Source organism: Bradyrhizobium sp. AUGA SZCCT0169 (assembly GCF_018130085.1).
Taxonomy (GTDB): domain Bacteria; phylum Pseudomonadota; class Alphaproteobacteria; order Rhizobiales; family Xanthobacteraceae; genus Bradyrhizobium.
On record NZ_JAFCMC010000019.1, the window covers coordinates 77,710 to 99,720 of the forward strand.

The window sequence follows — 22,011 nt, forward strand, 5'->3', positions numbered from 1 at the left end:
GTTTGATGGAAGCCTTCGGTCTACTCATGCACGGCTTTGCCGTCCTGCTGACATGGAAGACGCTCGTCCTGATGATGGTCGGGCTGGTGCTCGGCATTTTTGTCGGCGTGCTGCCCGGACTTGGCGGGCCGAACGGTGTGGCGATCCTGCTGCCTTTGACCTTCACGATGGATCCGACCTCGGCCATCGTGATGCTGTCCTGCATTTATTGGGGTGCGCTGTTCGGCGGCGCCATCACGTCGATCCTGTTCAACATTCCCGGCGAGGCCTGGTCGGTCGCGACCACCTTCGATGGTTATCCAATGGCGCAGCAGGGCAGGGCTGCGGAGGCGCTGACTGCGGCGTTTACTTCCTCGTTCATCGGTTCGCTGGTGGCGGTGCTGTTGATCACGTTTCTGGCGCCGATGATCTCGTCCTTTGCGCTGAAGTTCGGCCCGCCTGAATTCTTCGCGGTCTATCTGCTCACCTTCTGCTCCTTTGTGGGGCTTGGCCGCGAGGCCAAGCACAAGACTGTCATTTCGATGTCGCTCGGTCTGCTGCTCGCCGGCGTTGGAATGGACACGGTGTCCGGCCAGTTGCGCATGACCTTTGGTTCGACTGACCTCTTGCGCGGCATTAATTTTCTGGTCGCGGTGATTGGCCTGTTCGGCATCAGCGAGATCCTGCTGACGATGGAAGAGCGCCTCGCGTTGCGCGGACACGCCGCCGGGATCAGTCTGCGCGTCGTGTTGTCGGTCTGGAGAGACCTGCCGAAATATTGGGTGACGCTGTTTCGTTCGTCGTTCATCGGCTGCTGGCTCGGCATTACGCCGGGTGGCGCGATTGCAGCCTCGTTCATGGGCTACAATCTTGCCAAGCGTTTTTCCAAGGAGCCGGACGGTTTCGGCAAGGGCCGCATCGAAGGTGTGTTTGCGCCGGAAACGGCAGCGCATGCCTCGGGCACCGCAGCACTGCTGCCGATGCTGGCGCTCGGTATTCCCGGCTCCGGCACTGCGGCCATCCTGCTCGGCGGCTTGATGGTGTGGGGCCTCAACCCCGGGCCTTTGTTGTTCGTCGAACACAAGGACTTCGTCTGGGGCCTGATTGCCTCGATGTATCTCGGCAACGTGGTCGGTCTTGTGCTGGTGCTGACGACGGTGCCGATCTTTGCCTCGATCCTGCGGGTGCCGTTCGCAGCGGTCGCGCCGATGATTGTGGTGTCCTGCGCGATCGGTGCCTATGCCATCCAGAATGCGATGTTCGACATCTGGCTGATGCTTGGCTTCGGCGTCGTCGGCTACGTGTTCAAGAAGATCGGAATTCCGCTCGCACCGTTCACGTTGGCGCTGGTACTTGGTAACCGCGCCGAGGATGCGTTCCGCCTGTCGATGATCGGATCCGGCGGCGACATGAAGGTGTTCTGGTCGAACGGCTTGGTTGGCTCGATTACAACACTGGCGATCGTTCTCCTGTTCTGGCCTGTCCTCGACAAGGTATTTGGGAGCGTCACCCGGCTGATGAGAACGGCAAAAAGCCCCGCTTAGTCATAATCTTTGGGGCGGATTCAGCGTTTGTTCACCGTGCCCTGCGCCGGTTCCTCAATGGAACTCGATTATGTCGGCTTGTTGCTGACGGGTAACAGGCTACGGGCACATCTCGCTGTATGGTGGGTTCCAAGTTCAATTTCAGATTTTGGGAATCCCGATGAATCGCATTCTGATTGCAAGCGCCGCGATTGTTTCGCTGCTCACGACAAGCGCATTCGCTGCCGACCTGGCCCCGCGGCCGTACACCAAGGCTCCCGTGATCGTCGATCCCGGCTACAACTGGACTGGGTTCTATCTCGGTCTCAATGGCGGCTACAGCTGGGGCAGGGCGCGTAACACGTTCGAACCGGGTGCACCGCTTGGGATCACCACGTTTGGGCAGAATGTCGATGGCGGTCTCGGTGGCGCGCAGATCGGTTATAATTGGCAGCTGGATCGCACCTGGGTGGTCGGACTTGAAGCTGACATCCAGGGCACGGGGGAACGCGGAGGATCGCGTGATCAACTCGGATCGATCCGAGTCGGCAACATAGGTGCAACCTTGTTCGCCGACACCACCACGAGCTTGCCTTGGTTTGCAACCTTCAGGGCCCGTGGCGGCGTCCTCGTTGACCCGAGTTTGTTGCTGTACGCGACAGGCGGTCTGGCGGTTGGTGAGGTCAAGGCGGCGACGACGCCTACCGGGGTCTTCCAGCTGTTCGACGGCAACAGCAACGTCACCATCGGCGCACCGTTCACGGTCACCGGGGCCACGGTGTCCGGCAGTGAGACGCGTGTGGGTTGGACAGTCGGAGCCGGTCTTGAGAAGAAATTGGCCAGGAACTGGTCGGCGAAGCTCGAATATCTCTATATGGACTTCGGCTCGAAGACCTACTTCGGCGGAACGGCAAACCAGACCACAGTCAAGTTCCATGACCATGTTGCCCGCGTCGGCATCAACTACCAGTTCACGGCCGCTCCCGTCGTCGCCAAGTACTGAGCGACAGAACGCCAGGAATTACAAAAGCCCCGATTTTCCGGGGCTTTTTCGTGTGGTGAGTTCCAGGCGTTCTGATGCCGCTCAGACCACCTTGCGTTGCCTGAGATCGGCGATCTCTTCCTTGCCGAAACCGAATTCGGTAAGCACTTCTTCGGTCTGTTCACCGAACTCCGGCGGACGTGCCGCCATGCTGCTTGGCGTCCGCGACAAAGTTATCGGCTGGCCGACCAGTTGGATGTGCCTGTTTTCGTCGTTGGGCACGTGCTGCGCGATGCCGAGATGCTTGACCTGGTCGTCATCGAACATCTGGTCAATCGAGTAGATTGGGCCACAGGGCACGCCGGCGGCGTTGAGTTCGCTGACCCAAGTCTCGGTGGATTTCTTCTCGGTGAGCTTCCCAATGGCGGCATTAAGCGCGTCGCGGTTCTTCGAGCGGGCGGGAGAGGTGGCGTAGTCGGGGTTGGTGAGGAGTTCAGGTGCGCCGATCGCCTGCGCGCAGCGCTCCCAGATCCGCCCGCCGGTGGTGGCGATATTGATATAGCCGTCGGACGTCTTGAAGACGCCGGTCGGAATGCTCGTCGGATGGTTGTTGCCGGCCTGTTTGGCCACGTCCTTTTCCATCAGCCAGCGTGCGGCCTGGAAATCCAGCATGAATATCTGAGCCTGCAGCAGCGAGGTCTGCACCCACTGGCCTTCGCCGGAGACATCGCGTTCGAGCAGCGCCGTGAGGATGCCAAGGGCACAGAATAGCCCGGCAGTGAGGTCGGCCACGGGAATGCCGACCCGCATCGGGCCCTCGCCGGGGGCGCCGGTAACCGACATCAGCCCGCCCATGCCCTGGGCGATCTGATCGAAGCCCGGCCGCTTGTGATAGGGGCCATCCTGCCCGAACCCGGAGATGCTGCCATAGACGATCCGCGGGTTGATCTTGCGCAGGCTCTCGTAATCGATGCCGAGCTTGGCTTTGACATCGGGCCGGAAGTTCTCGACCACGACGTCCGCCTTCTCGGCAAGGCGCTTGAACACCTCGAGGCCCTTCGGATCCTTCAGGTTGAGCGTCATGGCCCGCTTGTTGCGGTGCAAATTCTGGAAGTCCGAGCCCTGGCGTGGACCACCCGGCTGTTCGCCGGCCGCATCCTCCAGCAGCGCGTCGATCTTGATGACGTTGGCGCCCCAGTCGGCGAGCTGCCGTACGCAGGTCGGCCCCGAACGGACGCGGGTCAGGTCGAGCACGGTGAAACGGGAAAGGGCCTGCGAGGCGCGCGGGGAGGGCATCAAGGGGTCTCCAGCCAACAATTAGTCCAGCTCAAATTATCGGGGAAATCCATGGGCTTGTCATGCCATCATCGCGGATGGCATCGACGCCGGGATGCATGGCATGCCGCTGCTGGCGCATGATGGGTTGCGTTGCGTCCGGGGCACGAGACAAAATGGTCCGTCGTGACGCCCCACCCAACCTCATCCCACTCTAGCGCGATAGTAGCCGCAAATCGGCTCGCGCTTTCGCTGCCAGGGGATCGTCGGGGTGCCTTGCGATGAAGAGTTCCAGCGACTGAACCGTGTTCAGCCGCCGTGCCATCTGATATTCTTCCTCTACCGCTCGCTTGGGATCACGTGCGAGCGGCATGGTGTTTTCGGCAGCCGCTTCAGGCTTTCCATCCGAAGCGATCGCTTTGGTCATGGAGAAATGACCTTTCTGGGACAAACTGCTCAAATCCGGCAGAATTGTTGCCGTCAATAAAGATATCGTAAACGCTAAAGAGGTTGTTAGCCCCGCTGGCGAGGCTTTTTTGCGCAGCACTCTGGGCATCGTTGATCCCGCGGTCCGATCGGCGGTTCCGATCATCGGAACCTGACCCGATAGTTTTGGCATCGCATTGTAACGTAATCGAAACCTGAAGCACTCAAAGTCACCAAACGAATGTCTAATTGTCTGGAATGAACCCTCACGCACCAGACGAAGCAGGATATCCCGGAGATTCATTTGGCAACGGCAGTAGGGATTACCCGAACCAATAACCCGGAAATTGACGGCCTGCTGGGCGGCACAAAGTGGTCCGGCACGATCTCCTATAGCTTTCCAGATTCACCGAGCGACTACTCCGCCGGCTATTACGGCAATGGCGAGCCGAACACGTCCGGCTTCTCGTCGGCGCCGGCTGCGATGCAGCAAGCAATCAACTACGCGATTGGGTTGATCGCCAGCTATACCAACGCCAGCTTTTCGTACGCGGGAACGAACGGATCGGACATCGCGATCGCGCAATCCCCTGCTGCTAATCCGACTTCCTACGCCTATTACCCTGCCAACGTACCGGCCGGCGGCGATATCTGGTTCGGAAACGCGTATAATTATTCTCTGGCCGCGCTCGGCAACTACTATTTCGCCACAGCCTTGCATGAACTCGGCCACGCCCTTGGCCTCAAGCACAGCCAGGAAACCGGAGGTGTCGCCAACGTCGCGGTGCCGGCCGCCCATGACCATTCCGAATATACCGTCATGAGCTATCGCAGCTATGCCGGTGCGCCGCTCACGGGATACACCGCCGAATACTACGGGTATTCGCAGACCTATATGGCCAACGATATTCTGGCCCTGCAAGCGCTTTACGGCGCGAACTTCTCCACCCGCAGTGAAAACACGGTCTACACCTGGAGCCCGACGACTGGACAGACGTTCATCAACGGCGTTGCGCAGTTGGCGCCCGGGAACGGCGCCGGCGGTTCGGCGAACCGTGTCTTCGAGACGATCTGGGACGGCAACGGTGTCGATACCTATGACCTGTCGAATTACGCGACGGCCGTAACGGTCAATCTCAATCCTGGTGCATCCTCGATCACGTCGAACACGCAGCTCGCGTATCTCGGAAACGGGCATTATGCGGCCGGAAATATCTACAACGCCTATTTGTTCAACGGCGATGCGCGATCTTATATCGACAATGCCATTGGTGGTTCGGGAAATGACGCCATCACCGGCAATGTGATCGCCAATACGTTGAATGGCGGCGGCGGCAACGATACGCTGATCGGCGGAGCGGGCAACGATACCATCGTGGGCGGTTCCGGCACTGACGTTGCTGTATTCTCAGCTGCCCGCAGCAACTACCTGATTGCCTATAACTCAGCCACGCAGACGTTCACGGTTGTCGACCAGCGTTCCTCCGGTCAATTCGATGGCGCGGATAGCCTTTCCGGCGTGGAGAACTTTCAGTTTTCAGACGGAACGTTTGCGAGCACGACATTCCTGGGCCCTCCAACGGTTATTGAGGCGCTTGGGGCAACCAGTCTGGTCCAGATTTCCTCTTTCTACTTTCTTCAGAGCAACAGCAGCGGGGTCGGACCTGAGCTGTATTGTTACGGAGCGCCGGTCACCGCCGGTCAGTTCGGCGCCTGGACGCCGATCGGAACAGAGCAGACGGCGAGCGGCTATCAGGTTGTCCTGAAAAACGGGACGGCTGACAGCTACATCGTCTGGAGTGTCGACAGCAACGGCAACTACCTCACCAACACCGCGCCTGCATCGGGGACGAGCTCCGGCATTGTTTCGCTGGAAATGAGCTTCCAGCAGGATCTCAACGGCGACGGCACGATCGGTGTTCCCATCGCGTCCGGGACAGCCATCGAGTCCTTCGGATCCACCAAGCTGGTTCAGGTCGGCAGCAACTATTATCTCGCCAGCGTCAGCAGCAATTCCGGCCCCGAGCTGTATTGTTATGGAGCGCCGGTTGTCGTGGGCCAGTTCGGGGCCTGGACACCGATCGGGACTGAGCAGGCGGCCAGCGGCTATCAGGTTGTCTTGAAAAATGGGACGGCTGACAGCTACATCGTCTGGAGTGTCGACCGCAACGGCAACTACATCACCAACACCGCGCCTGCATCGGGGACGAGCTCCGGCATTGTTTCGCTGGAAATGAGCTTCCAGCAGGATCTCAACGGCGACGGCACGCTGGGCATTCCCATCGTGTCCGGAACAGCCATCGAATCCTTCGGATCGACCAAGCTGGTTCAGGTCGGCAGCAATTATTATCTCGCCAGCGTGAGCAGCAACACCGGCCCCGAGCTGAAATGCGACGGCTCGCCGGTAGTCGTAGGCCAGTTCGGGGCCTGGACACCGATCGGAACAGAGCAGACGGCCAGCGGCTATCAGGTTGTCTTGAAAAACGGGACGACTGACAGCTACATCGTCTGGAGTGTCGACAGCAACGGCAACTACATCACCAACACCGCGCCTGCATCGGGGACGAGCTCAACCATCGAGACGCTTGAAACGAGCTTCCAGCAGGATCTCAACGGCGACGGCGCGCTTGGCATTCCCATCGTATCAGGAACAGCCATCGAATCCTTCGGATCGACCAAGCTGGTTCAGGTCGGCAGCAACTATTATCTCGCCAGTGCCAGTAGCAATTCCGGCCCCGAGCTGAAATGCTACGGGGCACCGGTTGTCGTGGGCCAGTTCGGCGCCTGGACACCGATCGGCACAGAACAGACGGCTAGCGGCTACCAGGTCGTGTTGAAGTACGGGACGGCTGACAGCTACATCGTCTGGAGTGTCGACAGCAACGGCAACTACATCACCAACACCGCGCCTACACCGGGAGCAAGCTCAACCATCAAGTCGCTTGAGGCGAGCTTCCAGCAGGACCTCAGCGGCGACGGTAGCGTAGGAGCTTCTATCGCACCCAGTGCAGATTCATCCCACTATATATCGCAAGTGGCCCCGAATATATCGCAAGTGGCTCCGACTACTACGCCCGGCGCTCATGATGCGTTCCAGTTCCGGGCAGATCTCGGTGAACAGAGTGGAGGAGCTGCTCCGCTCTGGCTGGCTGAATTTTCAGCGTCGGCCAGCCATGCGAACCTCGAGGCGCTTCTTAGGGTTGCGCAGGCAGATTCGTTGCTCCATACGGCGAATGCCAGTCAGGATGCGATGGTCAACGTCTACACCCATGACGACGTAAAGCTCCAGGCGACCGAGCTGCACGCTGGCTTTTTCTTCCAGCATTAGCCAAACCAGCCCAGAACACACCGACCGTTGTTCAGCTTGACGTTCCACTCAGCGCTTGCCATTCCGCCAGGAAATAGGCCGCCCGTCTCCTTGCCCCCTGTTAGGGAGCAGATGGGTTAACCCGGCATTGCCTGGCAAAGAGGGGGCGCCCTGACCAGTGGTATTTCATCTCGATCATCGTACCTGATGCGCCAAAGATGTGCCCGGTACATGCAACCGGACCTAGGCCGGCGGTGAGAGCAAAGGAATGTACGATCGGAAAGGGTAATGACTGCATCGTCCCCGAGGACCCGTACAGAAAATTTGAGTACTTGAAACGCGAAGCCTCTCATGTTGTTATTAACCAAGCCAAGCTTGAGATGAGCTCCCCATCAATGATTAACGGTGCCTTCTTCAGTGCGGCAATTCAGACGTCCGAATAGTCGGGGCGCCACGTTACCCAATCGCGATTCATCAGATGAACCACGGAGTTAAGTTCAAGGTCGATGCAGCAACGTCGAACTTGATGGATGCATTGCGCGGCGTGAGCGCAATGATCGTTGCGTGCGTACACGGATTCCAGGTGTTCATCTTGCCATATTTTGGGGTCGGCTCTCCAAGCCATATCTTGACGAGTCTATTGGCCACTCACGCAGTGACGATGTTTTTCATCGTCAGTGGGTTTATGATATACGTTAGCGCTCTTCGTCACAGAAATGCAGATGGGTCATTTCAATCGGCAGGATTTGCCGAAGCGCGAATACTCAGAATTTATCCGCCACTGATTGCGGCAATTTTCATCACTATCCTGGTTTACTTGACGATCCAACTTCTGGACCTGCACGGCCGGGAGAGCTTTCGGCTTGGGGGCGAATTATTCGTTGCCCGAGAACGCGCGACACTCGAATGGTCGGCGCTTCCCAGCACATTCTTTCTGCTCTATGGAGCGGTTCCGGCGGCTCCACCGCCCATTAATATGGACGGGCCGCTCTGGACCTTAAGCTACGAATGGTGGTTCTACATTCTCATATTTTTGTCGGCGCGACTCTGGAACGGATGGTCATTTTCCACCTTGCTACCGCTCGCCGCCGTGGGTCTGATGCTGCTATATGGTCGCAACGCTTTGTTTCTTTGGTTCTTCCTGATCTGGCTCAGCGGCTTCTGGCTCGGGCACATTTATGTCAAGGGCCATCTATTCACCGATAAGTTTTGGTCAAGGGCAGCGGCCCTGGCCTTTAGTGCCTTGACCATGATGTTCGTCCTGGGGCGCGGGCACTTGGCCAGCGATCTGCTAAATCCTTTCGATACACCTTCTGCGCAGAGGATGATGGTGATTGTGGGTGTCTTTCTTACGCTCGTGGTGTCGATCCTAATACGCTGGGTGACCTCTTCAGGTGTACGGATACCCAAGGCAATCAGCGGATGGGCACGATTTTCCTATACGCTTTATGTCATCCACTATCCGCTACTTCTGCTGAGTTTCAGCTTGCTGCACCCTTTGCTCCATAATCATGGCTGGATGATATCCCTGATCGCAGTGACGGCTGTCCTCCCGCCGATTACCTATATCGCTTCAAAGGTAGCCCTTCTCGTAGAGAACAGGAGACTACTGAGCCATTTGGTGCCTCGTACGCATTGTCTGCAGCAAAAGGCTTGATGCTGTCACGAGGCCTCACCGCGCCGTCCACTCCGCACAGATGAACTTGCAGTCGGATCAGCTGCTGGCTCTTGCAAAGGCACGCCAAACTAATTGGACGAAAATTGGAGTAGACGTCACCAGCCACGTCCGTACGTTCAGTAAATATATTTCAAGACTCACATGGGCTGCATTGCGGCCTGTTAGCCACTCCTGTAGATAGACAGGGTGGGGCAAGTCAAACAATAAGCGACCTCCCGGCTCGGTTCTTCGGCCAAGTGGGCAAGTGCGCTTCTTAATCATTCGCGGCACGACACGTTCCCTGGTCGGTAGGTAGGTGGACCAGCTCCTGATCGACCGACCCATGCGCCGGCCTGAAGATGATATGGCATTGAAAAAAAGTCCGACCGATTTGCTGGGGAACTCTGCCTGGAACGCGATCGCGTTTGTCGTGGCCGTGGCGCTGAACCTGGTCATCCTCCCGTTCGTGGTCTTCCGCCTCGGTGTCGCCGCGTTCGGCATCGCAGGTCTCGTTACCGCATGCGTTGCGCCCGCGCTGGCGTTCAGCAACACGCTGGCATTGTCGACGACGCGGGAACTCGCCTTGCGGCTGGAGCCGTCCAGGCGCGACGATGCGCGACGCCTGTTCGCTACGGCAGTGATGCTGGCATTGGCAATGGGCGGCTCGATCGTGATCCTCCTCGCTTTGGCCGGGGCACCGCTTGCGCGCCTTGGATTTCACCTGAGTGGACCGTACGCGGACGATCTGGGGCTTGCATTTGCGCTGGCCGGTGCCGGATGGCTGTGCCAGTGCCTGTCCGCGGTGTTCCTGGCCTTGTTCACGGCGCGCCAGGACTATCGAAGCGTTGCTTCGATCAGCATCATCAGTACCGTGATTGCAACGGGCTCGATGCTGCTGCTCATCCCGCGCTGGCCTCAGGCCTCGACGTTTCTCGGCTGTCAGGCGCTGGGTTTTGCGACGACCATGCTTCTGGCCTTCGGATGGTCCCGGCGCGTCATAGGCGATTGGATGGCGCGCCCGGCGATCGATCGCGGCGCGCTCGGTAATCTGGTCAAGCTGGGTGGCTGGCAACTGGCCGCACAGGGCGGTGCGCTCATAGCGGCACAGGCGGATCGTTATTTGCTCGGAGCTTTACTGCAGCCGCAGTTCGTCGGCTTCTATACAATTGCGCAGCGGCTGGAGGAGGCCGTGTATATCGGCGTCCTGAAGATCGGTGAAATCCTCTTCCCGTTCTTCAGCGCGCTGCAAAAAGAGACTGACGATCGCAAGGCCGACCTCTTGTTCCGCTCTTCCTGGATCCTCAACGTGCTCGCTTCGAGTGCGCTTGGCGGTCTGATTTCCGTCGCAGGGCCGTTGCTTCATATGTGGACCGGCGCCGAAGTGGCTGCCGAGGCGCAGCGTGTGTTGGTGATGCTGTCGATCGCCGGCGTCCTTGGATCGAGCTCGAACGTGTTTGCTTTCTATCTTCTGGCGCAAGGGCGATCGAGTTCGAATGCCTTGATCGCCTTGCTCACGGGCGTGTTCACGCTGGCGACGAGCGCGATCGCCTTGCCCTATTTCGGATGGCAGGCGGCGGGATGGAGCGCCTGCATCGGCATGATCGCCCAAATTATCACCGTCGTGATCCTGCTGCGCCGGCATTTCAGCCTCACCGGCATGTGGTTGCGTCTGATCCACTTCGTGCTGATGCCGATCGGGATCGGCATCGCAGCCGCACTGGCGTTCCGATATGGCTTCCGCAGCGCGCAACTCGACCAGGCGATTGGCTGGTGGTATGTGGGGGGCCTCTATGTGCTGGTCGCCGGTATCATCTTCGTCGTCGCGGTCGCGGCATCGCAGGCCGGCCCCTACGGCGCGGCCTGCTGGCGGGATCTCCGCGTCATCGCCGGTCGTTTTCTGCTCATCAAGGCGGTCTGACGAATGTGCGGAATTGCAGGCATCGTGAACCTCCGCGGCAACGCGGTCGAACCGGCGGAAATCTCGCGACTGACAAACCTGGTCGCGCATCGCGGGCCCTTTGGCGAGGGAAGCTGGTTCAGCACGAAACGCAATCTGGCGTTCGGCCATCGTCGGCTCGCAATCATCGATCCCGGCGACGGGGGCTATCAGCCGATGGTTTCCGGCGACGGCCGCCATGTGATCGTGTTCAACGGCGAAATTTACAATTTTCTCGAACTGCGGCGCGAGCTCGAGGCGCAGGGGACGATTTTCCGCAGCCAGTCCGACACGGAGGTCATCCTGGCCTCCTGGCAAGCGTGGCAGGAAGGCATGCTGACGCGCTTCAACGGAATGTGGGCGCTGGCGATCTTCGACACCAAGACCGAAGAATTGTTTCTGGCGCGCGACCGCTTCGGCATCAAGCCGCTACTATATGCGCTGACATCGGAGCGCTTTGTCTTTGCATCAGAGCAGCGCGCATTGGTGCGAAGCGGTCTGATCAATGCTTCGCTGGACATCGACGTGGCGCGACGGCTCATGCTCGATGCCTTTGGCGTCGAGGGCAGCGAGCGGACGCTTTGCCAGGAGGTGCGCCGGCTGCAGGGCGGTCACTACATGTGGTTGCGCCGAGGGAGGTTGGAAATCCAGCGCTGGTGGCGGACGGTGGATCACCTGCCGGCAATCCCGAACACCGAAGCAGAACGGGTCGAGCGCTTTCGCGAGATTTTCCAGGATGCAGTTGCGCTGCGAATGCGCAGCGACGTTCCGATCGGGACCTGTCTGTCGGGAGGGTTCGATTCGTCGGCTGTGATCTGCACCATGGCGGCGCACGAAAAAGCCGGCATGGGCCCGCGGGACAGCACCTCGTGGCGCCATGCCTTCGTTGCGACATTTCCCGGCGCCTCGAACGACGAGCGGCCGATGGCCGAGGAGGCCGCGGCCTGGGCGGATGTCGTGCCTGCATTCCTCGAGATCGGGAAGGTCGACGCGCTGAACGAACTCGATCGAATTCTCGACGACAATGATGACGTCTATATTGGACTTCCAAGCGCCGCCTGGTTGATCTATCGGGAACTCAGGCGTCACGACGTGACGGTGTCGCTGGACGGCCATGGCGCGGACGAGCTGATGGGAGCCTATCTTCAGGAGGGACAATCGGGCATGTTCCGGATGCGAAACCTGCTCGCAGGACTTAGCTCCGGTTCGACGCTGGCTGGACGAGGCGCCGATCTGTTGCGGACGCTGATGATCAAGCGCCGGGGGCACTATTTCCTGCGCGGCGGTCTGCGCGACGTTCCGGCCCAGCTTCCGCTGGTCGCCGCCGCCGACGTGCTGCCGCGCGACTGGGGTCCATTGAACCGGCGGCTCTACGGGATGTTTCACAGCACTGTGCTGCCTACCATCCTGCGAAACTTCGACCGGCTGTCGATGGCGCACGGCATCGAGGTCCGGATGCCATTCATGGACTGGCGCCTGGTGACGTACACCATGGCGTTGCCGGAGACGTGCAAATTCTCCGATGGCTATTCCAAAGCGATTGCGCGGCGGGCGATGGCCGACCTGATGCCGGAATCCATCCGGATGGGACGCCGGAAGGTGGGGTTCAATTCGCCGATGCCGGAATGGTTGAACGGGCCTCTCGCCGGCTGGACTGCCAGTCTGCTCGATAAGAAGGTGCCGGCGTTCGTCGAACTGGTGAACGAAGCAGGCCTGCGCAGGACGGTCGGCCGCTTAACATCGTCGAAGACATGGGACTGGGAATCGGTCGGCCGGATTTGGCCGTATCTGAATATGAAATGGACGCTGGCAAGGTTTGCGTGAACGATGCGCTTGTTTCAAAACAGCGGGCTATACCCGTCCTATCTCGCGCACCTGAACCAGCTCGCGGCGGAAGCGTCGAGCTTCGAAGAGCGGCGTCGCATTTTCCTGGATGACCGCTTCGGCGCGCTGCATTTTCTAAAGCCGGTGCTCGATCAAGCTCCCGAGGCATTCTTCACGAATGGCGACGACGAAACACTGCAGCGTTACTGGGCGCGGGAGCAAGGACTTCCTGGTAAGCCGACGCTCGAGGTCATATTGCTCGCCCAGATCGAGCATCACCGGACCGAAGTCTTCTACAATCTCGATCCTGTGCGTTATCCCAGCGCGTTCGTCGGCAAACTGCCCGGCTGTGTCAGGAAAACTTTCTGCTGGCGTGCCGCGCCGTCAGGAAACGCCGATCTGACCGCCTACGGCGCGGTGCTCGGAAACTTTCCGTCAATCCTTGAATCATGGCGCCAGAGGGGTTGCCGAGCAGAACTGTTTTTTCCGGCGCTGGACCCGCTGATGGACGAGTATGGTCACGGCGAGCGTACGATCGACGTGCTTTTTGTGGGCGGCTATTCGCGACATCACACCGCGCGCGCCAAGACGCTCGAGCAGGTGGCGAGGTCGGCGGACACGCGCCGGATCGTCTATTGTCTCGACGCTTCGCGGCTGACGAAGCTCTCCGAAAGCGCAATCGGCGCCTGGCTACCGTTGCAAAGACACCGGCGCCCCGACTCCATCGTCAAGATCGCAAAGCCCCCGGTGTTTGGAAGGCAGTTTTACGAACTGATCGGATCGTCCAAGATCGTGCTTAACGGCGCCATAAACATGGCGGGGACGGATAGGGGAAACATGCGCTGCTTCGAGGCCATGGGGTGCGGTGCGCTGCTGGTGTCCGACGCCGGCGGCTATCCGGATGGAATGGAGCCGGGACTGACGATAGAGACGTACGCGTCGCCGCAGGCGGCGACCGAAATCGTTTCAAGATGTCTGCAAGATTGGCCGAAATCAGCCGAAATGGCAGGACGGGGCAGGAGCCGGGTTAGAGAGGCCTACAGCAAGGCCTCGCAGTGGAAGCGGTTCGGCGATCTCGCCGCGCGGGTCTAGTCGTGCTAGAGCGTCTGCATGGCTGAGGGCCGAGCGGATGATCGGGCGTCGATGATGGGTACGGATAATTCGTTGTGGGCTGCAGCATGCCTCGGGTTGATTGGATGAACATCGACTACTTGATCAGGCGGTTGATTGGGCGCGCTACCTGTCGGCTCGAGCATGATGCCGTGCTCGGCTCCCGAGCAAGGATCAAGAACGCTCTTGGTGACTCCGATAAGATCGTTGTCGGCAGACATAGCCGCATCCTTGGAGAGCTCTTTACGTTTGCACACGGCGGTGCAATCAAGATCGGCGAATGGTGCTACGTCGGTGAGGGGAGTCGGATCTGGTCGGCCTCCTCCATCGTCATCGGAAATCGCGTCCTAATCTCGCACAACGCAAATATTTTTGACAGCCTTACCCATCCGCTTCGGGCGGCCGAACGTCACGAACAGATCAGGGAAATCTTCACCCGCGGCCACCCGCGCGAAATCTCGCTCGGCGAAAGCCCGGTGAAGATCTGCGACGATGCCTGGATTGGCGCCGGCGCAATGGTCTTGCGCGGGGTGACAGTGGGCGCGGGCGGCGTAGTGGCTGCCGGGGCGGTCGTCACCAAGGATGTTCCGGCCTTTTCCATCGTGGCGGGAAATCCGGCGGTGCTTATCAAGGAGATTCCGCCCGATGAAAGGTGAGCGGAGATTAACTACCTGGGAAGATGCCGTGGTCTGGCTGCGCAATCAGCCGGACAAGCGCCAGCTCGTGCTCGACGCGTTCTATGATGACCCTCTGATCGATGCGGCCGAGCGCTATTTTGTCAGCGCCGAATGGCAGGCAGTTTCCAATTTTCTGGAGCATCGGACCGGCAAGGCGCTTGACGTCGGCGCCGGGCGCGGAATTGCGAGCTACGCGCTGGCGCGTAGCGGATTTGCGGTCACCGCACTTGAGCCTGATCCCAGTGCCGTGGTCGGGACAGCGGCGATCCGCCGTCTCGCGGCCGAGGCTCGCCTGCCGATCGAGGTGGTCGAGGAATTTTCCGAACGTCTGCCGTTCGCTGACGGCGCATTCAATGTGGTGTTCGCGCGGGCCGTGCTGCACCATATGCGCGATCTCGACAGCGCATGCCGGGAAATGTTCCGCGTACTTCGCCCCGGCGGAATGCTCATCGCCGTCCGCGAACACGTGATCAGCAAGGAAGCCGACCTCGGCAAATTCCTCGATCAGCATCCCCTGCATCACCTTTATGGCGCCGAGCACGCATATCCTCTCGGTCGATATACCGGCGCGTTAGGAGATGCGGGATTTGCGGACATCGAGGTGCTTGCCCCGCTGAGGAGTCCGATCAATCTGTTTCCCCATACAATCGAGACGCTGCGAGCGGCTGTAGTGGAAAGGTTGGCCCGAACGATTCCGGTCAAGCCGTTTTGGAGTGCCGCACTCGCTTACAGAAGCGTTTTCAGGTCCCTGCTTTCCATGGCTGAGCACTTTGACCATCGGCCCGGCCGGCTCTACTCATTCGTGTGTCACAAGGCACCGGCATGAACGTGTGGGTCACCGGCGCCAATGGCTTCATCGGTCGGCATCTCGTTCGGGTACTGGCTGATCGGGGCTATCGCGTTCACGGCATCGGCCACGGCGCAATCGAAGACGCCGAAAAGCGTCGCACTGGCCTTGAGCATTGGCTGAACGGCGAGATCGATGCGGCCAATCTCAACACGCTGGCAAGCCAGTCCGGACTGCCGTCGACCATTTTTCACCTAGCCGGGGGATCGTCGGTAGGGTTATCGATCGCGCAGCCGTTTGAGGACTTTTCGCGTACCGTTGCGGGTACGGCCAGATTGCTGGAGTGGCTGCGCGGTTCCGCCAGGGATTGCCGCTTGATCGTCGCGTCGAGCGCGGCGGTCTATGGCGCAGGTCATGAGGGTGCGATTGCGGTGGATGCGGCGGTGCTTCCGATGTCGCCCTACGGGCAGCACAAGCTGATGATGGAGCAACTGTGCCGGAGCTATGCCGTCACTTTCGGCTTGCGCAGCACGGTGGTGCGGTTGTTCTCGGTCTACGGGCCGTATCTGCGCAAGCAGTTGCCGTGGGACATCTGCTCCCGCCTGCACGCAGGCGAGCGGAACCTGGTTTTGGGAGGGACGGGCGTGGAGGTGCGTGACTGGACCGATGTCCGCGACGTCGTCCGGCTGTTTGCGCAGATCGGAGGCCGACCGCAGCCAGAGACCTTTCACGTGATTAACGCAGGTTCCGGGTTGGGAACGACGGTGGCGAACATTGCCGCAATGTTGGCGAAGAGCTGGGACGGTGGCATCTCCTTGGAATATTCCGGAGCCGTTCGGGCAGGCGATCCGCCAAGCTTGCTGGCTGACGACGCAACGCTGCGCGCGTTGCGCTTTGACTGGAAGATTCCTGTCGAACAGGGGCTTGCGGATTATGTTTCATGGTTCAGGGAACAGGCCCGTTGACTAGGCGTGTGCCGCTGCGCCTTGCGTTCACGCACATCCCCCGCCAGCTTTGGGCTGGCGGCCACAACTACCAGAGTAACTTGTTTGCGTCGCTGAACCAGTTTCGCCCAGGCGAATTTGCTCCGATTCTGTTTGCCGGGAATCGTGACGACGCTGACCTTTCCTCGCTTGCTGAGATATGGGGCGTCGAAGTTGTGCGATCGGCAGCTTTCGAAGGCCGTTTTGGTTTGGCGAGCGCCCTGGCGCTGGGGCTGGATCAGAAAGCCGTGGCGGAGTTCCGGACGCAGCGTGTCGACGCCGTTTTCGAATCGGCGCGTTTCTTTGGCTGGCGTCTCCCCTATCCCGCAGTCGCCTGGTTTCCAGATCTACAACATCGCAGGCTGCCACACCTCTTTTCCGCCGCCGCGCGATGTCGTCGGGAACTCGGTTTCCGTGCTCAGATCGCCTCGGGGCGGACCATTATGCTGAGTAGCGAGAGCGCGCACCGCGACTTCAAGAGATATTACCCCAAGGCGACAAACAGGATCTGCACAGTTCGTTTCGCGACCCACCCGTCGCCGGCGCTCTTGACCACCAATCCAGCCGAAGTCATTGCGCAGTACCAATTGCCCGAGAAATATTTTTACCTGCCAAATCAATTTTACAGGCACAAGAACCATCAGGTGGTGGTCGATGCGCTGACCGTCCTGAAGCAGCGCGGGGTCGACGTCGTCGTGTGCGCTTCGGGCAGCACCGAGGATCAGCGTGAGCGAGGGTATTTCGACCACGTCATGGCGCAGGTTCGAAGCCGTGGGCTCGAGAAGCGCTTCCTTCATTTGGGAATGATCCCGTTGTCGCATGTGTACGCGCTGTTGCGGGCTTCCACTGCGCTTGTAAACCCATCTCGCTTTGAGGGATGGAGCACGACCGTCGAAGAGGCGAAATCGTTCGGCGTTCCAATGATATTATCGGATCTGGACGTGCATCGCGAACAGACCGCCGGCGCGGCGCGCTATTTCGGAACTGACGATCCCGTTACGCTTGCTGATCATTTCATTGGAGCTTCGCAGGATGCCGAAGTTCTGGTAATTCGAAACCTTGTTCCGCATCAGGACGACCGGGTCGCTGCCTTTGCGGCGGATTTCGCGGATACCGTTCTGCAGACGGTCCAGCTCTTCCAGCAGCGACGTCGCGGGCGTGGCTGAACCAAAGCCCTGGCGCGGAGCCCGCGTTGAGCGCCGGGATACGTATGGCCGTTGGATCGCGATCCGGTAGCCGTAGGACTCGCGATCAATCCGCAGCGGCAGGCTTGGGCGCTTCGGATGGCGCCGTCATGGTGCGCGGCATGAAGTACCAGAGCAGGAACAGCAGCGCCGCGCCGTGGCTGATCAAGACCGTGGTGAGCGGGATATTGAGAAAGGCTTGCGGCAAAACCGCGCCAGAGAGCAAAATGAAGCGTGGCGGCAATCCGGCCGATAGACGATTGCCCAGTGCGATCACGAGCCCGCACGCGAATGCGACGACCGGAGCGAATATCGGGCCGACCGAAGCGACGCCCTCGGTTGCGAACAGCGAAGCGTTGAAGTATCCGCCGATTCCAAACGCTTTGTAGATGACGACCGCGAGCTGCTCCTGGTAGGGGCAGGACACGAACGGCTTCAACAGGCGGATCTGGCAAAAATATGTGACGTCATGTCTGGAGAAAAAGTCGTTGTAATAATCCATCGCCATCGAGGGGATGGCGATCATCCGGAAATTGACGAGCCCGAAATAGGTTATCGTCACATTGTAGTGCAGAAGCTCGTATCGATATAGCAGGAACAGGATCAAGCCGACCGTCATCGGCGCCAGCACCGACATTATGACAGCGGTCCTGGCTTCGAGGAGCCTGCACAAGACGATCATCCCGACGAGCAATGCCGGTGTAAACAGGGCGAGCTTGGTTAATGTGACCGGATAGAACAGCAGCAACAGGATCAGGGCCCCACCGGCACGCCAGAAACATTTGCGCTCCACAAGGCAGGCGAATGCGAACGGCAATAGCGCTGTCGTCATTATCGCGGTCAGATAGTTCAAGATCGCGGGAAATTGAAGTGCTTCGCGGTATGTGTAGATATCGCCGACGGTGACGAATCTGAAATTGTAACTCGCCCCGACAACGATCGTCGCGGCGGCCGCCAAAAGGATAAGGCTCAAAAGCCGATCCAATGCATCTGACGACAGTGTCCAGATCTGACGGACCGGTGAACGGACAAGCAGCAAAGGCAACAGAAATACGATCGCGGATGCCGCAGCGGAAAGCCCGGTCAGTCGGTGGTTATAGTCGAATAGCGAAAAGTAATTGATCCACAGGTAGCCGAGAGCCATCGTGTAAAAGAAAAAACCGATAAAATAACCGAAGCTGAATTCGGCAAAAACAAAAAGCAGCGCGACCAGAGCGAACGCCGCGACGATGACGACGGCGCCAGCCAGGTCGGCAGCGCGAAAGAAAATGTGATACTCCGGATAGATCGTCGCGACGAAAACGAGAGATATGCAGCAGACCAAAATGTGAAGGCAAATCAGGATCAGTCTGAGATGCTCTCCACGCAACGGGTGGCGGCCGGCGATATCTTTGCGCTCACTCAAGCTGTTACGCATCGAAGCTCGGTAGCTCAATTGTCCGGGCCGTACAATCAGGAATCGGCGCGCCGGATCGGATGCCAGGGCAGCGGACGCTGCGCTTTCAGCTCACAATTTCAAAAGCTGTCCGGAAATCTGATATAGCCGGCGCACGAACGCTCGCGGGAGCGTCGGCCTTTCGTTCAGGCTGCGATGTGTTTGCCCGGCGCCTTCCGAAGCGGCGGTGAATAGTCCGCAGACGGGTCGGATGGACGCCAGCCGACAGCGATGAACTTGGATGGATTGGCTACCAGAGGGCGGCCGATCCGTTCCCATATCGCGCCTTGGCCAGCCGTCTTGAAAGAAAATTCGATCCACCTTTCGGGGACGGCCATCAGCCAGGTTCGTTTGCCGCGCCTGGCGCGGTAACGCGCGATGAGGTCTGCAACTGTCACGGGGGTTGGATTGGAGACGATGAACGTCTCGTTGCGCGCGCGGCAGTTGGTCAGCGCCGTTTCGACCGCCGAGTTGAAGTTCTGGATCGAAAGCACGGATCGCCGGGCCGTCAGCGCTCCAAAGGGCAACGGGATCGTCAGCCGCGATATCTTGTGGACGGTTGCGAAGTTTCCCTTTTCGCCCTCGCCGTAGATGACGACCGGACGCAGGATCGTAAACGAAACGCCTGCCGCGCGAACCGCGGCCTCGGCCGCAAGCTTCGACCTGCCATAAGCATTGTTCGGCCGCGGCGCGGCATCCTCGGTCAATGCGCGATCTGAAGAGGAACCGGATTGGGCGGCAATGGACGATACGAAGACCAGGTGATCGATGCCGCACTCGGACGCCGCACGCGCGAGCGCGCCGGTCGCCAGATGATTGACCCGGTCATACAGGTCGTCATCGGCAAATTTGTGAGCAATTCCGGCAAGATGGACGACGGCATCGCATTTGCGGAGCAATGGTCGCCAATCGAACGGAACGGAAAGGTCGGGCAGCGGGACCGTGACCACGTTCGGACCTTTGAACACAAAGTTCCGCCGGCATGCGGCGGTCACCTTGAAGCCCCGCGCGGCCAGATAAGGCACGAGATGCCGGCCAACGAACCCGTCGGCACCCGTTACCAGCACATGGGCATGGTCACTCATCCGCGCCTCCCCGCCACGAACTGTCTCCCCCACCGTTCCACAACCTAATGAAACATTCCCGGGCGCCTCATGAAGTGAAAGGCACCCATTCCGGGAAGGCTGCCAGTTTAAGAGTGACTGGGTCAAGTATAGTCACGCGAATCGCCTCTGGGCAACCAAGGTTTACGTCGGTATTCTGTTCTCCGGCTGGAGGTCGCCGGCAGCCCGGCCAGCAATGCCTTGATTTACAGGGCGTTCAATTCATATAGAACTCCGTGCTCTGGCCGGTCCCGATCGAACGATGTGGCCGCCGCCGACGAGGGAGTTATCGTGATCAAATTTGGCTTGCTCGGGTGCGGACGCATATCCAAGCGTCATTCCGAGCTGTTGGGCGGCAATCACATCGACGGAGCCAGCCTGGTCGCGGTCTGCGACCCGATCCGGGCGAGGGCCGACGCCATCGCATCGAAGTTCGGAGTTCCCGCTGATTACGACATTAACGAATTTCTGGCGCGGAAGGACATCGACGCGGTCGCCGTGCTGACGCCGAGCGGAATGCATCCAGAGCATGTCATCGCCTGCGCCAAGGCAGGGAAGCACGTCGTCGTCGAAAAGCCGATGGCGCTGCGGCTGCAGGATGCCGACGACATGATCCGTGCCTGCGACGAGGCCGGCGTCAAGCTGTTCATCGTCAAGCAGAACCGCTTCAACGTTCCCGTGGTCAAGGCGCGCGAGGCGCTGGATGCCGGCCGGTTCGGCCGGCTTATTCTGGGTACCGTGCGCGTGCGCTGGTGCAGGGATCAGCAATATTACGACCAGGACGACTGGCGCGGCACCTGGGCCTATGACGGCGGCGTGCTCACCAACCAGGCCAGCCACCACGTCGATATGCTGGAGTGGTTCTTCGGCGATGTCGTGAGCGTTCACGCCCGCGCGGTCACGGCGCTGGCCAAAATCGAAACCGAAGATACCGCGGTCGCCACGCTGAAATTCCGCAACGGCGCGCTCGGGATCATTGAAGCGACCACTGCCGCGCGTCCGACCGATCTCGAAGGTTCGCTCTCGATCCTCGGCGAGAAAGGCACGGTGGAAATCGCAGGCTTCGCCGTCAACCAGATCAGGCACTGGCGCTTCGTCGAAGAGCTTGCGTCGGACAAGGATGTAGTCGAGAAATTTTCCGTCAATCCGCCCAACGTCTACGGTTTTGGGCATCAGGCCTATTATCAGCATGTGATCGATTGCCTGATCAATCAGCGGGCGGCGCTGGTCGACGGCCTGGAAGGGCGCAAGAGCCTGGAGCTGATTTCCGCGCTCTATGAATCGATCGAGACCGGCGCGGAGGTCCGGCTGCGGTTCACGCCCCGGCTCAGCCGGCTCGGTGTGGCGTCGTGAACCAGCCGGAGATCCACCACGCAGGCGTGCGCGATGTCCAGTTCGGGGCACGGGTCAGGATTGTCGAGCCCTGCAATCTCTACGGCTGCAAGGTCGGCGACGATTGTTTTGTCGGGCCTTTTACCGAGATTCAAACGGGCGTCAGCATCGGCGCTCGCACCCGCGTGCAGTCGCACGCCTTCATCTGCGAGTTGGTGACGATCGGCGAGGACTGCTTCGTCGGCCATGGCGCGGTGTTCATCAATGACACGTTCTCGACCGGGAGGCCGGCCCGCGGCAACAAGGAGCTGTGGCGCGAGACCGTGATCGGTAACCGGGTGTCGATCGGCTCGAATGCCACGATCATGCCGGTCCGTATCGCCGACGACGTCGTCATCGGCGCAGGGGCGGTCGTGACCAAGGACATTACGGCCGCCGGCATGTATGCGGGCAATCCGGCGCGCCGGCTGGATCAGCGGAAATAGGAAAGG

Annotated in this window: 17 protein-coding genes; 13 read left to right on the forward strand and 4 right to left on the reverse strand. The window is 59.8% G+C overall.

Annotated elements, in window-relative coordinates:
* Positions 1-5 precede the first annotated feature (5 nt).
* Positions 6-1,523 (forward strand): tripartite tricarboxylate transporter permease, encoded by a 1,518-nt coding sequence (locus JQ609_RS21315; RefSeq protein ID WP_212274837.1) that lies wholly within the window; start codon positions 6-8, stop codon positions 1,521-1,523.
* Between the two features lie 160 nt (positions 1,524-1,683).
* Positions 1,684-2,505, forward strand: a complete 822-nt coding sequence (locus JQ609_RS21320) for an outer membrane protein (RefSeq protein WP_212274838.1) — start codon at positions 1,684-1,686, stop codon at positions 2,503-2,505.
* Positions 2,506-2,586: 81 nt separating this feature from the next.
* On the opposite strand, the gene JQ609_RS21325 is transcribed toward JQ609_RS21320, so the two are convergent.
* The gene (locus JQ609_RS21325; protein WP_212274839.1) at positions 2,587-3,780 is read right to left on the reverse strand and encodes a CaiB/BaiF CoA-transferase family protein; all 1,194 of its coding nucleotides are present in this window, start codon (positions 3,778-3,780) and stop codon (positions 2,587-2,589) included.
* Positions 3,781-3,973: 193 nt separating this feature from the next.
* Positions 3,974-4,315 carry a hypothetical protein gene (locus JQ609_RS21330; protein WP_212274840.1) on the reverse strand — a complete coding sequence of 114 codons (342 nt, stop codon included), beginning with the start codon at positions 4,313-4,315 and terminating at the stop codon, positions 3,974-3,976.
* A 174-nt stretch (positions 4,316-4,489) separates the two neighbouring features.
* On the opposite strand from JQ609_RS21330, the gene JQ609_RS35625 reads away from it, so the two are divergent.
* The 9 genes from JQ609_RS35625 (at position 4,490) to JQ609_RS21375 (ending at position 17,632) form a co-directional block, all read left to right on the forward strand.
* A complete protein-coding gene (locus tag JQ609_RS35625; RefSeq protein ID WP_283813875.1) occupies positions 4,490-7,513 on the forward strand; it encodes a M10 family metallopeptidase C-terminal domain-containing protein in 3,024 nt (1,007 codons plus the stop codon).
* Positions 7,514-7,970: 457 nt separating this feature from the next.
* A complete protein-coding gene (locus JQ609_RS21340; RefSeq protein WP_212274841.1) occupies positions 7,971-9,149 on the forward strand; it encodes an acyltransferase in 1,179 nt (392 codons plus the stop codon).
* 364 nt (positions 9,150-9,513) lie between these two features.
* A complete protein-coding gene (locus tag JQ609_RS21345; RefSeq protein WP_212274842.1) occupies positions 9,514-11,067 on the forward strand; it encodes a lipopolysaccharide biosynthesis protein in 1,554 nt (517 codons plus the stop codon).
* Positions 11,068-11,070: 3 nt separating this feature from the next.
* Positions 11,071-12,909 carry an asparagine synthase (glutamine-hydrolyzing) gene (gene asnB, locus JQ609_RS21350; protein WP_212274843.1) on the forward strand — a complete coding sequence of 613 codons (1,839 nt, stop codon included), beginning with the start codon at positions 11,071-11,073 and terminating at the stop codon, positions 12,907-12,909.
* A gap of 3 nt (positions 12,910-12,912) precedes the next feature.
* A complete protein-coding gene (locus JQ609_RS21355) occupies positions 12,913-14,001 on the forward strand; it encodes a glycosyltransferase (RefSeq protein ID WP_212274844.1) in 1,089 nt (362 codons plus the stop codon).
* A gap of 104 nt (positions 14,002-14,105) precedes the next feature.
* Positions 14,106-14,675: an acyltransferase gene (locus JQ609_RS21360; protein ID WP_249128250.1), complete on the forward strand. Its 570-nt coding sequence runs from the start codon at positions 14,106-14,108 to the stop codon at positions 14,673-14,675.
* A gap of 28 nt (positions 14,676-14,703) precedes the next feature.
* Positions 14,704-15,522: a methyltransferase domain-containing protein gene (locus JQ609_RS21365; RefSeq protein ID WP_312014881.1), complete on the forward strand. Its 819-nt coding sequence runs from the start codon at positions 14,704-14,706 to the stop codon at positions 15,520-15,522.
* Positions 15,519-16,448 (forward strand): NAD(P)-dependent oxidoreductase, encoded by a 930-nt coding sequence (locus JQ609_RS21370; protein ID WP_212274847.1) that lies wholly within the window; start codon positions 15,519-15,521, stop codon positions 16,446-16,448. Before JQ609_RS21365 ends, JQ609_RS21370 begins: the two co-directional genes overlap by 4 nt.
* Positions 16,424-17,632 carry a glycosyltransferase family 1 protein gene (locus JQ609_RS21375; RefSeq protein ID WP_249128253.1) on the forward strand — a complete coding sequence of 403 codons (1,209 nt, stop codon included), beginning with the start codon at positions 16,424-16,426 and terminating at the stop codon, positions 17,630-17,632. Before JQ609_RS21370 ends, JQ609_RS21375 begins: the two co-directional genes overlap by 25 nt.
* Before the next feature lie 85 nt (positions 17,633-17,717).
* Here JQ609_RS21375 and JQ609_RS21380 read toward each other — a convergent pair whose 3' ends face one another.
* Both JQ609_RS21380 and JQ609_RS21385 read right to left on the reverse strand, forming a co-directional pair.
* Positions 17,718-19,067 carry a hypothetical protein gene (locus JQ609_RS21380; RefSeq protein WP_212274848.1) on the reverse strand — a complete coding sequence of 450 codons (1,350 nt, stop codon included), beginning with the start codon at positions 19,065-19,067 and terminating at the stop codon, positions 17,718-17,720.
* Positions 19,068-19,231: 164 nt separating this feature from the next.
* Positions 19,232-20,296, reverse strand: a complete 1,065-nt coding sequence (locus JQ609_RS21385; protein WP_212274849.1) for an NAD-dependent epimerase/dehydratase family protein — start codon at positions 20,294-20,296, stop codon at positions 19,232-19,234.
* A gap of 183 nt (positions 20,297-20,479) precedes the next feature.
* On the opposite strand from JQ609_RS21385, the gene JQ609_RS21390 reads away from it, so the two are divergent.
* Both JQ609_RS21390 and JQ609_RS21395 read left to right on the forward strand, forming a co-directional pair.
* Positions 20,480-21,541, forward strand: coding sequence for a Gfo/Idh/MocA family protein (locus JQ609_RS21390; protein ID WP_212274850.1), 1,062 nt, complete (start codon positions 20,480-20,482; stop codon positions 21,539-21,541).
* Positions 21,538-22,005: an acyltransferase gene (locus JQ609_RS21395; RefSeq protein ID WP_212274851.1), complete on the forward strand. Its 468-nt coding sequence runs from the start codon at positions 21,538-21,540 to the stop codon at positions 22,003-22,005. Before JQ609_RS21390 ends, JQ609_RS21395 begins: the two co-directional genes overlap by 4 nt.
* Positions 22,006-22,011 lie beyond the last annotated feature (6 nt).

Bases quoted from the DNA above. Each gene is read 5' to 3' on its own strand.
- JQ609_RS21315 (WP_212274837.1), top strand. From the start codon at position 6: ATGGAAGCCTTCGGTCTACTCATGCACGGCTTTGCCGTCCTGCTGACA.
- JQ609_RS21320 (WP_212274838.1), top strand. From the start codon at position 1,684: ATGAATCGCATTCTGATTGCAAGCGCCGCGATTGTTTCGCTGCTCACG.
- JQ609_RS21325 (WP_212274839.1), bottom strand. From the start codon at position 3,780: ATGCCCTCCCCGCGCGCCTCGCAGGCCCTTTCCCGTTTCACCGTGCTC.
- JQ609_RS21330 (WP_212274840.1), bottom strand. From the start codon at position 4,315: ATGCCCAGAGTGCTGCGCAAAAAAGCCTCGCCAGCGGGGCTAACAACC.
- JQ609_RS21340 (WP_212274841.1), top strand. From the start codon at position 7,971: ATGAACCACGGAGTTAAGTTCAAGGTCGATGCAGCAACGTCGAACTTG.
- JQ609_RS21345 (WP_212274842.1), top strand. From the start codon at position 9,514: ATGGCATTGAAAAAAAGTCCGACCGATTTGCTGGGGAACTCTGCCTGG.
- asnB (WP_212274843.1), top strand. From the start codon at position 11,071: ATGTGCGGAATTGCAGGCATCGTGAACCTCCGCGGCAACGCGGTCGAA.
- JQ609_RS21355 (WP_212274844.1), top strand. From the start codon at position 12,913: ATGCGCTTGTTTCAAAACAGCGGGCTATACCCGTCCTATCTCGCGCAC.
- JQ609_RS21360 (WP_249128250.1), top strand. From the start codon at position 14,106: ATGAACATCGACTACTTGATCAGGCGGTTGATTGGGCGCGCTACCTGT.
- JQ609_RS21370 (WP_212274847.1), top strand. From the start codon at position 15,519: ATGAACGTGTGGGTCACCGGCGCCAATGGCTTCATCGGTCGGCATCTC.
- JQ609_RS21375 (WP_249128253.1), top strand. From the start codon at position 16,424: ATGGTTCAGGGAACAGGCCCGTTGACTAGGCGTGTGCCGCTGCGCCTT.
- JQ609_RS21380 (WP_212274848.1), bottom strand. From the start codon at position 19,067: ATGCGTAACAGCTTGAGTGAGCGCAAAGATATCGCCGGCCGCCACCCG.